The sequence below is a fragment of the Candidatus Margulisiibacteriota bacterium genome, from assembly GCA_028706105.1.
In the GTDB taxonomy this organism is placed as follows: Bacteria; Margulisbacteria; Riflemargulisbacteria; order GWF2-35-9; family DYQY01; genus DYQY01.
In genome coordinates, this window is the sequence record JAQWCF010000063.1 from 1 (window position 1) to 11,433 (window position 11,433).

Sequence of the window (11,433 nt, forward strand, 5' to 3'; positions counted from 1 at the left end):
ATAACCTTAACTATTTCTTTTGCAAAAGTTTGAATGTATTCATCGGATATTATCGCCCGATAAATGTAATTCTCTAAAGATATTTCTATCGAATTTAAATCGTAAACATTTTGTAAATAATCGTTTATGTTTGTGTTAAATTTTCCAGGAATTGGCTGTTTGTAATATTCATACACTGAACTTTCAATATCTTTAAGGTAAGGAATAAGACTTGCGATAAAAATAGCATAATTACTTTTCCACTTATCGAGCACCGGACTAAGGTTGCCTCTACCGCTTATCTTGCCGCCCTTGGTTGGCATGGAAAGTACAAACGATAGAATCGCCGCAGACAAGGCTTTTTGCAATCTATCGGATTCCTTATCGCTATATTCGATGGCGTTATTTATTATTTTGTCCAGTTCCATTTATATCTGTAATTGATGGCGTTTTTGGCATCGTTGCGATTATCTCACTAACCTTATCCATTAAAATTTTATGCTTCTTTTCGCTCGTATAAAAGAAATATTTATCATCTTTCCGGGATAATTCGTCAAATATCCATCCGTAATTAGCATAAAGCACCTTTTGTTCCTTGGGTACAAAGTCAACAGTAAGTAAATATTGTATTTCAGCGTCAGTCTTTCCGTTAAATGGGAAAAACTCTTCCATCGTAAGGAATTTATTATAAGCATCCGGTTTGTCGGCGTAGAATATACGTGCCAAGTCTTTTTCACATTCTCTCTTTACAAATGAATCCGCACCGCCATCATGTATTAACTTAATATCAGTTAATATCTCGGTGATCCCCTTCATTTTAAAGTCCCGTGAGAATTTATACATTACAGTTAATCCATTAGACATGTTATAAATGTCAGCTATTGTCTTAACGATAAATTCCCATGTTCTGGCATACCCCTCAGCTAACGGATAAAGAGCGTCATAAATATTTTGAAGGTCTATATTTTTACCAGTTGCAGTTTCGGCTATTTCCTTTCTTGAATAAATTTGAGAATTATAAACAGCTTCATAAGATTGTGCGGTAAGGTCTTTAATGTATTCATGTTGGAATTTAACAATATCGACATCTGGGGATATTTGAACCATAAAATTATGAAGGTCTGGTATATCACCTCCACGATTTGGCATCGCCACCTTTATAGCGTGCTGAACCGACGTAGCAGATTGTAAACCAGTTCCTTTACAGTCAGGGCATACATCACCACTTGGCAGATACCCTTTATTGCAGTCTTTATTATTACAAGGAATACCAAAACTAATTTCTTTAGGAAAGCATAATAAAGCCATCGTAAGGTCAAGTTCAGAATTTGGCTTAATCATCTTTTCAAAGATAGGCATTGCATTGTCAATCTGTGAAACCTTAAGAACACCACGGGTAACGTCATCGCTCTTTTCACCAATAATTACTCCTGGAATATAGCCTTTTGTATGCGATGTCTCGGTTACATAATATTCTAATTCGCCAATTTTGGTTATTGGTTTTCCTTTGTGTATCTCTTTATCCCACTTTTCAACAGTCATAGAACCGTCGGTAAAAAATCCGATCCAGCGGTCAACCGATTTTTCCGTGTATTTAGTTTGACCTTTACATATTACATAATCAAGTACGTGTTTATCGTAATTAATATCAAGCACTTCCTCGGCGGAATATACTACTGGATATGGAGTTACATTATTACCCCAATTAATAATCATAAATGAATTTGGGTCTAAATTATTTAATCTTATATATTCTTCATTTAAATAAGCGTCAACCGATTTACTCCCGTAGAATTTATTTATAAATCCGTTAAGTTTATTTGTTTGCTCCTGGTCATCGTAACGGATAATCCTTTGGATGTTATTTGCTCTTGGTACTTTATATTGAGGTGATATAAGATTGTTTGAGGCAGTTTTAGTAATGTGTTTGGTTATTTTTTTACGCTGATTGAAGAGTTCCGGTGTTTCTATTCCCGCTACCTCGGTTAACATTTCATCCATACCCTCACCAGTAATAATAGTAAAGTATAATTTGGCTAATTGAACCGAACGGTCGTAGTTTTTGTGTCTTTTACCTTCTAAAACTGGTTTAAAAACATCTTTATTTTTTTTCATATCAAATTTTTTACAAAATTACAACATTTTCATAGAATATGTATAATCTTCAAAGTATTTTATAAAAAGTTCACAAATAAAATAATCAAAAGTATCCGAAAAATGACCCAATTCTTCAAAAATAAGCCCCGTAACTTGGTCTTTTACTCTTTTCTTATATTTCCTTACCGAAGGAACGTCGCCCATTGTAACGTCTTCTAATACGCCTTGAAGGTCGTCTATCATAAACATATTATTAGGATTAATAGCCAAATTTATGTCTGGATAACCTCCCGCCAAAATTCTGTTGATAAAATCTTTCCTTTGACCTACCGGAGGGTTTGAAGCTGGCACTCGCCACGAATAATTTCTTAAATATCTTTGTAACTCTTTTTCGATTATATCATAATTATGATAATGACTTTCAGTTCTTTTTTGACGACCAGAAGCATCGCCATATATATAAAGTATCTGATTATGGTTTTCTAAAAACATTTCATACTTATCTAAAAATGCCTTACAAGCATATTCAGTTTCGTTATCAGGAGGTTTAAGCGCCATTTCGTCAATATTATTGACATGATAAATATTATCAATCTTAATAACCTGCCAAACTGAAATAGAAAGATACGGAAGCCTGTTAAAGTCAAAAGAAATATGTAAAGGCATATTAGGCATTATATCACGTTCCATTACATGTAATTTGTAGTTGAATCTTGGGTAAAACTCAAGTCCGGTAACCATTCTTCCCCATTCGCCATCCACCATAATACGATACATGTTTTCGTTGGTAGAGTAACGTTCCTTCATTCTGTCCTCATAGCCTTCGCCTCTAAAGATATTGTGCTTATAGTTTGACCAAATCACAAACATATCTTTCGTTTGCTTGTCTATAAGGTTCTTTTTAAGCCAATGGGTTTCAGAAATAGGGTTAAAAGCTAATATTATCTGTTTATAATACTTACTATCACCTCTTAAACGTGCAACAGCCTGGTTTAAGTCTTCTTCATCAAAGTCGGTTGCTTCCTCAAAGAAAATACAGGCTACATTAAAGATAGATTTTAATTTTTCCGGTTCGTCAAGTCCAGAACAGATAATTACATTGCCGTTATCAAAATTTATTTCATGCTTCGTATTATTTATCGAAACTCTACTTCTAACTCCCCATAGGTCAATAATATGTATAAATAAATCCCATATTGAATGGTCTATGGTGGTTTTGAATTTCCTTAACGCTAAGAATTTATGAGCTTCTTTATCCTCTGATAATGCACGATATACAATCTTTTGTTGAATAGAGTATGATTTTCCAGAACCCCCACCGCCCCATGCAACGATGTAGAATTTTTTAGTATCAAAAATGCCCTGGAAATGAGGGTTATACTGAATATTCATGCAGGTATATAAATACGAAGCAAAATTACGTATAATTATTTTACAAAAAAAATAAAAATTAAGTGTTTTACGTATTGATAGTTTAAAAAGTATTTGTACCTTTGTATCGAAATAAAAATCACATTCTTTTATGTAGGGTTTGTATGAAAAAATACATTCTCTTTTTGCGAAAATTATTAACCTTAAATATAATCAAATGCAAATCAACGAAGAAATTTCAGTAAGATGGCGACATTACGTTGCCAAAAAAGTAACGCAATGTATTGTTAATATATCGGATAAAGAACATGTAGCATATGCTAAATGTTCCGACATGGATACATTCTCTAAAAAGAAAGGGAGGAAGGTGTCCCTAACAAGAGCTTTATCGTTTTTGGAATCAAAAAGCGACAGGCGGTTAATTTGGTACACATTAAGAGAAAAAGGAGTAAAAATTTAAAAATCATAAAAATGAACTTAAACGAATTAGTAGGCAAAAGAGTTTTGGTATCCGAAAAACCATATGGTTTTAGCCAACAATCCAGAACTGTAAAGGAGTTGAAAGTATTAGAATTAGCCCCAACTGGTAATTGGGTTAAAGTAATGAATGATGATGGTAGAAAATATTGGCTACATTATTCAGACATAAATGTAATAGAAGTTTTATCAGGTTTAGAACCTAATCCAAACAAAACCTCCAAATAATAATGTGGAAAATATTTCGTAGACGTATTCGTAAAAAAAATGATTTAGTTGTTGCTGAGTGGACTGGTGAAAGATGGATTTACCCCGCAAATGCCTCCGAGGGAAAATTAACTATTGAATCATTAACCAAACTTGAAATTTCTAAAACCAGAACTAAAGTAAATGAAATATGTGCCAAACAGTAGTTATAAAAAGCAAAAATATTGAAATAAAATCCGCCAAAGAGCTATCCAAAATTTATCCTACAATAGATTTTGTTGGCGATAGAAATTTTCGTGGGTTTTGTCTGGGCGATTGTTTTTGTAGAATCGACCTTGCTAAAACATTTCAGATGAACAACATTAAATTTGAACAAAAAGGGAATCAATTTATAATCGAATAGTTATGAATGAAGAAATTTTAAAATCATCAATAGAAAAATTAGGCGATAAGGCTATGTTAATAGGGTGCGCCGACGCAGCTTATATCCTAACCACACTTTACGCAGCTATGGATTCAGGAATTACCGATTCTCTTGCTATTTGGGTAAAGAAATTTAACGACGTAGTACAGGAGGAAGATGAAAATTTTAACACTAAAAAATTAAATTAATGACAGATTTAGAAAAATTTATAGAGCTGTACCGTTCCGTAGGAATTGAATTGGAGGTTAAGCAGGAAGAGTTTAAATTGCAAACGATATATTTGCATCCAACATTCGATAATGACTCCAAACTCGATGGGGTTAACGGATGCTTTAGCTCGATTACATTCGACAAAGACGGTAAATTTGTAATGCAAGGATTTTGGGATGATTAAAATCAGTAAAAAACAAGCCGAAAAAAATAAAAAGCTTGAAAAAATTAAGGAAAAGCTTCCTAAAGTTTGTGTAATTTGCGGAAACCCAGGAAATGATTTAGCCCATTTACTTAACAAACAATTATTTCCAGAACATTACACCGAGCCTAAAAATTTAGTAATATTATGTCGTGATTGCCATGTCTTATACGATAATACTATTGAATTTAGGACGAGGCAAGTAAAACTTTTTGAACAGGTATCTAAATTTGATTTAATGGCCGCAAGGAGGTGGTTTAAAAGGTTATGAAAGAAGCGTTAAAAGACTTAAAATCCGCTGAAGAGCAAATAAAATCCATAGATGACTTTTTAAAAGAATTTAAACCTAAAATTAAAACGCCATCAGATAGGGTTTGGTATAATTTATTAAGCCGTTCGCTTGACTACAATAAAGCATTTTTAAAACTAATTTATACACTAATAAAATGAAAAAGATAAAAGATTTAATTCCGGGAGATATTATAGAATCTCCATGGACAGGAAAAGAAGTAGAAATTGACAGGGTTGTTACTCCAAAAGAGCCATATTTTGAAGGCGAAGTTGTTTTAATGTTTACTGATAGGGACAATTGGAGTGTTGGTGGAGAACTTGAAATTGAAGTAATCAGAAACGTTTATGAAAGTGGTGAAAAACGCAAAACCGGAAGCGATGAGTGAAAACGTTAAATATTATTTTAAAAAAGATTGCACCGAACGATGCCCTCATATAAAAGATGGACCCGATATTGGTTCAGTATTTTGCTTATATATTTGCAAATATAATATAAAGAAAGATCGTGATTCCGGCTGGATTATCTGTGAAAGGCTAAACGAAGAGGTTTGGCGTAAAAAATCAGCAGAACTTATTATTAAATTGCATAGAGAAAGATCAATATCAGATTTAAGTGGAAATATATTATGGGATCGTATTAAAAAAAATAAAACCTTTTCCATAAACTTAACCGATCTTATTGAAACGTGTAAAAAAGCAAATAATAGTTTTAAATTATTAAATCAAACTTTAAACAAAATGAAAAAAGAAAACATTCCAATTGAAATCCCTAAAGGGTACGTACCTGAAATAAAGGACGGAAAAGTAACATTAGTCTATAAAGGCAATCCATTGGACGAGATGCCTAAAAATTGGGAGGAGTTAGGAAGAATTGGCGGTGAATACATAAAACATGACTCGATTATTCATATATTACAACATAACGAGCTCGCTTTACCAAATAATAAAAATATTATTCCAAGGGGTTTAGGTGAACCTATACTTGCGCTTATTCAACTTTTACAATTAAGAAACAGGACGTGGGAGGTAACGAATAGCAAGCCAACGTGTGATTGTCCTTGGGTTATAACATATAATGGCTTAAGTGATACACTTGAGCGTTTTACATCATCCACAAACCATTCTATGAAGTTTTCATCAGAAGTGGTTGCTTTGAAATTTTTAGAGTATCATAAAGACCTTCTTTGGGAAGCCAGAGAACTTCTATAAAATCCGGGTGGCAACGAGTACGTGGAGTACAGGTTAGTATAAGTCTAATCTAAAGGGTCCGATTCCCAGCCACCCACAAAATTTTAAACGATGAAAAAAAAACGTAAATTAAAACACTTCTTAGTTGATAAGGGCGACAAACTAATAGCCCGTAAAACAAACAGAAACTCACCGTGCCGTTGCGGAAGTGGGTTAAAATCTAAAAATTGTTGTGGGTGTGAGACGACTTATCTTAAAAAAGCTAATAAGGTAATTAAAAAATTTAATTCATCTATGGGAGTTTGCACCGGAAAAACCGAATCTGGACTTAAAAAAATATTAGAAACATTATAAAAAATGACAAATATAACTAAATCGCAAATACAAAAAATTTCATTCTTAAATGAATGTTTAAAATCCAGTAAGTCTGAAAAGATTGTAATGGGAGTTATTGGTAGTATTAAATCTTATAGCCCTAAAATGATATTTAGTTGGAAATACATATTTGAAAACAGTAAATTAAAAAACCCATTAGAATAATGAACGCAAAAAAAGAGCTCTTAGATATAATAAAAGAAACATCAAAACTAAAATGTGCGATTATCCTATTAGGAGAATGCCCGATTAAAAAAGAAATTATTTTAAAAGTTGGATATTCAAATTACGAATATACTGAATTTTTAAAACAATTAGATTTTGAATATGATTCAGGATTTGGAACTCAGGAATTATTCGGAACGCTATGGTTGGAAGATGGTTCTTGGTGTGTCCGTGGCGAGTATGATGGTTCGGAATGGTGGCAAAATGAGCGATACCCTCCTATACCCTTAATACTAAACAACCCTCAACGTAATAGTTGGATTAAAGAATTAAAAAAATGGACTTTTTATTAAATAATTATGGAATACGAAAACATTGAACAGGTTAGCCAAATAACTCAACAGATTAAAGGACTTCAGAATAATTTAAACTCCCTAAATGATAATCCAGACGTAGTAATTAGATTTATACACGGAGGTATTATTTATACAATCGGTACAGACACTGATAGTGAGCATGAGTATAGTGAAAATGCTATAAAACTAATTAGTGATATTAAAACTGATTTACAAAGGAGAATTGATAATTTAAAATTAATGTTAAAAATTCTATGATAATAGAAGAAGCTTATTTGGTAGGAGTACATAGATACTAATTCAGAGCCGGGGAACCGGGAAGAATAATTGGAGTTGACATTGTAACTACGGCGAGTGGTAAGACAAGACCGTGTTACCACGTAAAATTTAGCGACGGGGACGAAGACTGGATTATAATAGAAAATGGAAGTTATAAGATAATTAGTTTTAAAGATATTTTAGCAGGGAATATACCAAATATAACAGAATAATTACATGATTAATATCGTGCCGAGTATATGAAATGTAGGCGACTACAAATACAATTTGCCCGACATCAGGAAAAAGGTAGATTAAGTGGAATAACGGCTAAAACAGCACTTACTCGCCTATATTTTATATACTGTGTTAGCCACCGTTTTTATTATGTCAGATGTTGAATTTAAAGAATTGAAGTACGGGTTTAAATATGGTGATGCTACTATTGAACGCCATATATCCGATGAAAAGAAAGGCTGGGTTGTTTTAGGATTAGAGACTTCTAAACGCAGGCTTCAAATATATGTTACCAAAACAGGAAAGGTTAGAATACACGATGAAGATGGAAAAGAATGGCTTCCTTCAAATGGTGGCTATCTTACCGGTAAACGACCTAAAAGAGCACGAAGAATCAACTACGTGTGAGTGCGGAAAATTAATAAAACATGAATAATTATGGAAACATCAGAATTATTACAAGAGTGCAAATTACAACTTGAATATCTAAACGAAAAGTTTGGACAAACCGGAACAACTAATTCGCTATTGGCTAAGATTGATAAAAAATTAAACCAACCAAGGGGGCATAGCAAAAGAGAGTTATTACTTCACAGAATGAGTGATTGGCTTATGATAAACACACCACTTGACGTCGAAGAAATAGTTGATTTTTGCGAATACTTTAAAAGCCGTTGATAAATAATAAATATGAAACTTACAGAATAGGAAAAAAAAGAACGTGAATATCTATACATAGCGTTTTGCGTATATGAGAAGTGGCACTTGCAAGAACTTGAAATTTAGCACAAAACTATCCGTGCCATTGCTTATACACGGTGTTAGCCACAGTTTTTAATTTTAAATATCAAAATATGAAACGGTTAGATAAAAACGAAAGAGAAGTAAAAAACGGTGATGTAATTAATTTGCACCAAACGGTAAACGGACAAAATTTATTTGTAGTTATGAATATTGAGCCTTTGGATATTAGATATGCTCACGATTTAAACTATAAATATCAATACGACCAAGACGAACTATTCAAACCTTGCAAATATTCTGGTGAGGTAGAATATGATATTATAGCCAATATTTATGATTTGATACCTGACGTGTCTTATTAAATTGTGCCTAACGTCTACGGGTATGGCAACGTAATTTTAACGACTTAAAATAGATATATTATGACAGACAATGAATTGAAAGACGAATGCATGGAAAATGCAGAAATTGACCTTAGAAGGTACAGCAATACAGAACTTACACAAATAAGAGAGGCGATGAGAATTTACGCAGACCGTAAGTTAAAATTATTTGCTATACCCGATGTTAGCAATCCGTTAAGTTGCGTTGGTTGCAAGTACAATAACACAACCAATGACGACCTTTGCGGAACTTGCGGAAATACATATAAGAACAAAGCAACTTAATTGTTGCTAACTATTGTATACACACAGTAATAACAATAATATACCAATAACAAAATTAGTATAATAAGTAGTTTTATATTACCAAAAAAATATTCGGATGCTACCCCACCCCCGTTTTGCTCTTTTCAAATCCGGGGTATACCCCCTCTTTTAAAGCCACACAATGAACGATTAACTCCAGGCTATACAAAGATACTTCAAAGATTAGATCATTCATCACAGCTCTTTAAATTAGTTAGTGTATTATTAAACATCACAACATAACTACACACATCACACATCTAAACTAACTCTTGTCTAATAATAGACATTATGTTAAATAGACTGTACAAATACAGCGTTAGATTATAGAATCAAACAGTTTGTACATTAATTGTGTAACTCATTGATTTTCATTTAATGATTATCAGCACGTTGCAAAGACAACCCTCATTTTGCAAGTATCTGATTAGTAATGCTAAAGTCTACCTCTTGCACGGGGTGGAGACAAGCAAAACAGCGCTGTAAATCTACGGGCTAATTAGATCGTGATTGTTCGCTCAATACTTCACGTTTATCATCCTGCACTTTCTTTGTATCTGTTGACTTAATTACTTTATTTGCAGGTGTAAATGTAAAAGAGATTGGATACTTGTTAGAATCAACAACATCTATTCGACTTAACTTTGAAAAATTGAATTCGGCAAGTTCCATCAACAACTTTATCGCTTTATCGGGATCAGTCTCGCCAACCCTATCCAGCCATATGTTTAGTTGTTTAGTATGTTTTTCAACTATATCCTTAGCAATCAACTTAAAATCAGTTACTTTCTTTTTACCTTTTGGTCTTCCGCCTCCTGGTTGTATTTCCCCCTTCTTAAATGTCATAATATTAAGTATTTAATTTATCCTTACCATTTTTATGTGTGGATGTTGTACTATTTTAGGACAGTGTACACAATCGTACACATTTAATAAACATCTGCACATTAGTTATTTAACTATTTATCAACTTAAAAAATGTCTTATTTTAGGACAGTTTTTGGTTTTTACTAAACGAATCACAAAAGTAGTATAATATTTAATCTGGATGTTTTTTGTTTTAAACTTTCATGGATTGTGTACGTTTTCACTTTACCCGATTTAGTTAGTGTATTTATTACACTAAGTCGGTTTAGGCATTAAAAAAGCCTGTCCGGGTAGGAACAGGCTAATGTTTGGCTTAATTAATAGTTATTTTATTACATTCTTTAAAATATGGTTTTTTAATCAATTCATTAAGAAGAGGTTTTTTATTTTTGATAAGTTCTTTTTTTGTTATGATACGCTCACCGTAATATAACGAAATTTCACAATTAAGACTATCAATATCAGAAACAGCCTGCACAATAATTGTTTTATTTCTTTTTAATATTCCTATAAAGTACGTTTTCATGTTTAATTATTTAAATTATGTCAATAAGCATACATACATCAGAATAGTTCAATCCTGTACTGTTAAACAAATTTTTTACAAATGCTTTCCGGTTCCATCGTGGCATTTTTTTAAAAAGGTCTTTGGCTTTTTCCCTTTGCCCATCATATATGCAAATAACTATCATACCATAATAGCTTGAAACATTTTGTAAGTTAAAACTTTTGAGTAATTTTTTCATAATTTTAAGAATTTAAGTATTTCATACCCCATTTTTGAATTTCTTCTCTTTCTGTGTTGATAGAGAAGACTTTAGCTGCTTTTATCAATTCTTGTTCAAAAAGATAAGCGGCGTAATCTTTCTTATATCGTAAAACGATTATAAAAAAGTTGTCAGATAGAGTAATTTTATTCATATCTTTTCTTTTAAATTAGATAATAAAGAATACATTTCATTGAAAGCCATATAATTACCATGCCAGAATGATTTTTTTTCAAACGTGGTTTGCTTATTCATTAATTTAGTTGCCTGGTTTGCCTTTTCGTTCGCTGAAAATAGCAATAAATCCATTAGTGATTTTTCATTCATACTATAATGTTTTAATCGTTATATATTTCAACAGTTGCGGTAAATTGTTGTCCTACATAGTTCCATTGCCGAACTCTCATTCTGCCTTCTAAATCTGTAAATAATCCGTCATCGTCTACATCGAAAGGACAATGATTTGCCTTTAAACCTCTTTTAAAACCGGACAATGTGCTGTATTCTTTATATTTATACCCTTTAGTTT

24 protein-coding genes are annotated in these 11,433 nt (G+C 32.4%); 16 read left to right on the forward strand and 8 right to left on the reverse strand.

Annotated elements, in window-relative coordinates; translation table 11 throughout:
* The 3 genes from PHF25_06935 to PHF25_06945 form a co-directional block, all read right to left on the reverse strand.
* Window positions 1–407: hypothetical protein (locus tag PHF25_06935; protein ID MDD4527748.1), on the reverse strand; the 407-nt coding region annotated here is incomplete at its 3' end.
* Window positions 382–2,094, reverse strand: coding sequence for a hypothetical protein (locus PHF25_06940; GenBank protein ID MDD4527749.1), 1,713 nt, complete (start codon window positions 2,092–2,094; stop codon window positions 382–384). The genes PHF25_06935 and PHF25_06940, both read right to left, overlap by 26 nt.
* Before the next feature lie 18 nt (window positions 2,095–2,112).
* The gene (locus PHF25_06945) at window positions 2,113–3,468 is read right to left on the reverse strand and encodes a PBSX family phage terminase large subunit (GenBank protein ID MDD4527750.1); all 1,356 of its coding nucleotides are present in this window, start codon (window positions 3,466–3,468) and stop codon (window positions 2,113–2,115) included.
* Window positions 3,469–3,918: 450 nt separating this feature from the next.
* On the opposite strand from PHF25_06945, the gene PHF25_06950 reads away from it, so the two are divergent.
* The 16 genes from PHF25_06950 to PHF25_07025 all read left to right on the forward strand — a co-directional run bounded on the left by PHF25_06950 (window position 3,919) and on the right by PHF25_07025 (window position 9,249).
* Complete coding sequence (locus tag PHF25_06950) at window positions 3,919–4,152, forward strand: hypothetical protein (GenBank protein ID MDD4527751.1); 234 nt, start codon at window positions 3,919–3,921, stop codon at window positions 4,150–4,152.
* 2 nt (window positions 4,153–4,154) lie between these two features.
* On the forward strand, window positions 4,155–4,337 hold the full coding sequence (locus PHF25_06955; protein ID MDD4527752.1) for a hypothetical protein: 183 nt from the start codon (window positions 4,155–4,157) through the stop codon (window positions 4,335–4,337).
* Window positions 4,322–4,534 carry a hypothetical protein gene (locus PHF25_06960; GenBank protein ID MDD4527753.1) on the forward strand — a complete coding sequence of 71 codons (213 nt, stop codon included), beginning with the start codon at window positions 4,322–4,324 and terminating at the stop codon, window positions 4,532–4,534. Before PHF25_06955 ends, PHF25_06960 begins: the two co-directional genes overlap by 16 nt.
* Before the next feature lie 2 nt (window positions 4,535–4,536).
* Complete coding sequence (locus PHF25_06965) at window positions 4,537–4,743, forward strand: hypothetical protein (GenBank protein ID MDD4527754.1); 207 nt, start codon at window positions 4,537–4,539, stop codon at window positions 4,741–4,743.
* Window positions 4,743–4,949 (forward strand): hypothetical protein, encoded by a 207-nt coding sequence (locus PHF25_06970; protein MDD4527755.1) that lies wholly within the window; start codon window positions 4,743–4,745, stop codon window positions 4,947–4,949. The genes PHF25_06965 and PHF25_06970 overlap by 1 nt, the downstream gene beginning before the upstream one ends.
* Window positions 4,942–5,238 carry a hypothetical protein gene (locus PHF25_06975; protein MDD4527756.1) on the forward strand — a complete coding sequence of 99 codons (297 nt, stop codon included), beginning with the start codon at window positions 4,942–4,944 and terminating at the stop codon, window positions 5,236–5,238. Before PHF25_06970 ends, PHF25_06975 begins: the two co-directional genes overlap by 8 nt.
* Window positions 5,235–5,417, forward strand: a complete 183-nt coding sequence (locus PHF25_06980; protein MDD4527757.1) for a hypothetical protein — start codon at window positions 5,235–5,237, stop codon at window positions 5,415–5,417. Before PHF25_06975 ends, PHF25_06980 begins: the two co-directional genes overlap by 4 nt.
* On the forward strand, window positions 5,414–5,644 hold the full coding sequence (locus PHF25_06985) for a hypothetical protein (protein MDD4527758.1): 231 nt from the start codon (window positions 5,414–5,416) through the stop codon (window positions 5,642–5,644). The genes PHF25_06980 and PHF25_06985 overlap by 4 nt, the downstream gene beginning before the upstream one ends.
* Window positions 5,604–6,467, forward strand: coding sequence for a hypothetical protein (locus tag PHF25_06990; GenBank protein ID MDD4527759.1), 864 nt, complete (start codon window positions 5,604–5,606; stop codon window positions 6,465–6,467). Before PHF25_06985 ends, PHF25_06990 begins: the two co-directional genes overlap by 41 nt.
* 90 nt (window positions 6,468–6,557) lie before the next feature.
* Entirely contained in the window at window positions 6,558–6,800 is a 243-nt protein-coding gene (locus tag PHF25_06995; protein ID MDD4527760.1) for an SEC-C metal-binding domain-containing protein, read from the forward strand.
* Window positions 6,801–6,985: 185 nt separating this feature from the next.
* Entirely contained in the window at window positions 6,986–7,339 is a 354-nt protein-coding gene (locus tag PHF25_07000) for a hypothetical protein (protein MDD4527761.1), read from the forward strand.
* A gap of 6 nt (window positions 7,340–7,345) precedes the next feature.
* Window positions 7,346–7,600 carry a hypothetical protein gene (locus tag PHF25_07005; protein MDD4527762.1) on the forward strand — a complete coding sequence of 85 codons (255 nt, stop codon included), beginning with the start codon at window positions 7,346–7,348 and terminating at the stop codon, window positions 7,598–7,600.
* 366 nt (window positions 7,601–7,966) lie between these two features.
* Window positions 7,967–8,245: a hypothetical protein gene (locus PHF25_07010; protein MDD4527763.1), complete on the forward strand. Its 279-nt coding sequence runs from the start codon at window positions 7,967–7,969 to the stop codon at window positions 8,243–8,245.
* A 30-nt stretch (window positions 8,246–8,275) separates the two neighbouring features.
* Window positions 8,276–8,515 carry a hypothetical protein gene (locus PHF25_07015; protein MDD4527764.1) on the forward strand — a complete coding sequence of 80 codons (240 nt, stop codon included), beginning with the start codon at window positions 8,276–8,278 and terminating at the stop codon, window positions 8,513–8,515.
* Window positions 8,516–8,691: 176 nt separating this feature from the next.
* Window positions 8,692–8,943: a hypothetical protein gene (locus PHF25_07020; GenBank protein MDD4527765.1), complete on the forward strand. Its 252-nt coding sequence runs from the start codon at window positions 8,692–8,694 to the stop codon at window positions 8,941–8,943.
* A 60-nt stretch (window positions 8,944–9,003) separates the two neighbouring features.
* Window positions 9,004–9,249 carry a hypothetical protein gene (locus tag PHF25_07025; GenBank protein ID MDD4527766.1) on the forward strand — a complete coding sequence of 82 codons (246 nt, stop codon included), beginning with the start codon at window positions 9,004–9,006 and terminating at the stop codon, window positions 9,247–9,249.
* 516 nt (window positions 9,250–9,765) lie between these two features.
* On the opposite strand, the gene PHF25_07030 is transcribed toward PHF25_07025, so the two are convergent.
* The 5 genes from PHF25_07030 to PHF25_07050 form a co-directional block, all read right to left on the reverse strand.
* On the reverse strand, window positions 9,766–10,116 hold the full coding sequence (locus tag PHF25_07030) for a hypothetical protein (GenBank protein ID MDD4527767.1): 351 nt from the start codon (window positions 10,114–10,116) through the stop codon (window positions 9,766–9,768).
* Between the two features lie 334 nt (window positions 10,117–10,450).
* The gene (locus PHF25_07035) at window positions 10,451–10,663 is read right to left on the reverse strand and encodes a hypothetical protein (protein MDD4527768.1); all 213 of its coding nucleotides are present in this window, start codon (window positions 10,661–10,663) and stop codon (window positions 10,451–10,453) included.
* Between the two features lie 224 nt (window positions 10,664–10,887).
* Window positions 10,888–11,058: a hypothetical protein gene (locus PHF25_07040; protein MDD4527769.1), complete on the reverse strand. Its 171-nt coding sequence runs from the start codon at window positions 11,056–11,058 to the stop codon at window positions 10,888–10,890.
* The gene (locus PHF25_07045) at window positions 11,055–11,213 is read right to left on the reverse strand and encodes a hypothetical protein (GenBank protein MDD4527770.1); all 159 of its coding nucleotides are present in this window, start codon (window positions 11,211–11,213) and stop codon (window positions 11,055–11,057) included. The genes PHF25_07040 and PHF25_07045 overlap by 4 nt, the downstream gene beginning before the upstream one ends.
* Before the next feature lie 29 nt (window positions 11,214–11,242).
* The coding region (locus PHF25_07050) for a hypothetical protein (GenBank protein MDD4527771.1) at window positions 11,243–11,433 on the reverse strand (191 nt) is incomplete at its 5' end.

Bases quoted from the DNA above. Each gene is read 5' to 3' on its own strand.
- PHF25_06940 (MDD4527749.1), bottom strand. From the start codon at position 2,094: ATGAAAAAAAATAAAGATGTTTTTAAACCAGTTTTAGAAGGTAAAAGA.
- PHF25_06945 (MDD4527750.1), bottom strand. From the start codon at position 3,468: ATGAATATTCAGTATAACCCTCATTTCCAGGGCATTTTTGATACTAAA.
- PHF25_06950 (MDD4527751.1), top strand. From the start codon at position 3,919: ATGAACTTAAACGAATTAGTAGGCAAAAGAGTTTTGGTATCCGAAAAA.
- PHF25_06955 (MDD4527752.1), top strand. From the start codon at position 4,155: ATGTGGAAAATATTTCGTAGACGTATTCGTAAAAAAAATGATTTAGTT.
- PHF25_06960 (MDD4527753.1), top strand. From the start codon at position 4,322: ATGTGCCAAACAGTAGTTATAAAAAGCAAAAATATTGAAATAAAATCC.
- PHF25_06965 (MDD4527754.1), top strand. From the start codon at position 4,537: ATGAATGAAGAAATTTTAAAATCATCAATAGAAAAATTAGGCGATAAG.
- PHF25_06970 (MDD4527755.1), top strand. From the start codon at position 4,743: ATGACAGATTTAGAAAAATTTATAGAGCTGTACCGTTCCGTAGGAATT.
- PHF25_06975 (MDD4527756.1), top strand. From the start codon at position 4,942: ATGATTAAAATCAGTAAAAAACAAGCCGAAAAAAATAAAAAGCTTGAA.
- PHF25_06980 (MDD4527757.1), top strand. From the start codon at position 5,235: ATGAAAGAAGCGTTAAAAGACTTAAAATCCGCTGAAGAGCAAATAAAA.
- PHF25_06985 (MDD4527758.1), top strand. From the start codon at position 5,414: ATGAAAAAGATAAAAGATTTAATTCCGGGAGATATTATAGAATCTCCA.
- PHF25_06990 (MDD4527759.1), top strand. From the start codon at position 5,604: ATGAAAGTGGTGAAAAACGCAAAACCGGAAGCGATGAGTGAAAACGTT.
- PHF25_06995 (MDD4527760.1), top strand. From the start codon at position 6,558: ATGAAAAAAAAACGTAAATTAAAACACTTCTTAGTTGATAAGGGCGAC.
- PHF25_07000 (MDD4527761.1), top strand. From the start codon at position 6,986: ATGAACGCAAAAAAAGAGCTCTTAGATATAATAAAAGAAACATCAAAA.
- PHF25_07005 (MDD4527762.1), top strand. From the start codon at position 7,346: ATGGAATACGAAAACATTGAACAGGTTAGCCAAATAACTCAACAGATT.
- PHF25_07015 (MDD4527764.1), top strand. From the start codon at position 8,276: ATGGAAACATCAGAATTATTACAAGAGTGCAAATTACAACTTGAATAT.
- PHF25_07020 (MDD4527765.1), top strand. From the start codon at position 8,692: ATGAAACGGTTAGATAAAAACGAAAGAGAAGTAAAAAACGGTGATGTA.
- PHF25_07025 (MDD4527766.1), top strand. From the start codon at position 9,004: ATGACAGACAATGAATTGAAAGACGAATGCATGGAAAATGCAGAAATT.
- PHF25_07030 (MDD4527767.1), bottom strand. From the start codon at position 10,116: ATGACATTTAAGAAGGGGGAAATACAACCAGGAGGCGGAAGACCAAAA.
- PHF25_07035 (MDD4527768.1), bottom strand. From the start codon at position 10,663: ATGAAAACGTACTTTATAGGAATATTAAAAAGAAATAAAACAATTATT.
- PHF25_07040 (MDD4527769.1), bottom strand. From the start codon at position 11,058: ATGAATAAAATTACTCTATCTGACAACTTTTTTATAATCGTTTTACGA.
- PHF25_07045 (MDD4527770.1), bottom strand. From the start codon at position 11,213: ATGGATTTATTGCTATTTTCAGCGAACGAAAAGGCAAACCAGGCAACT.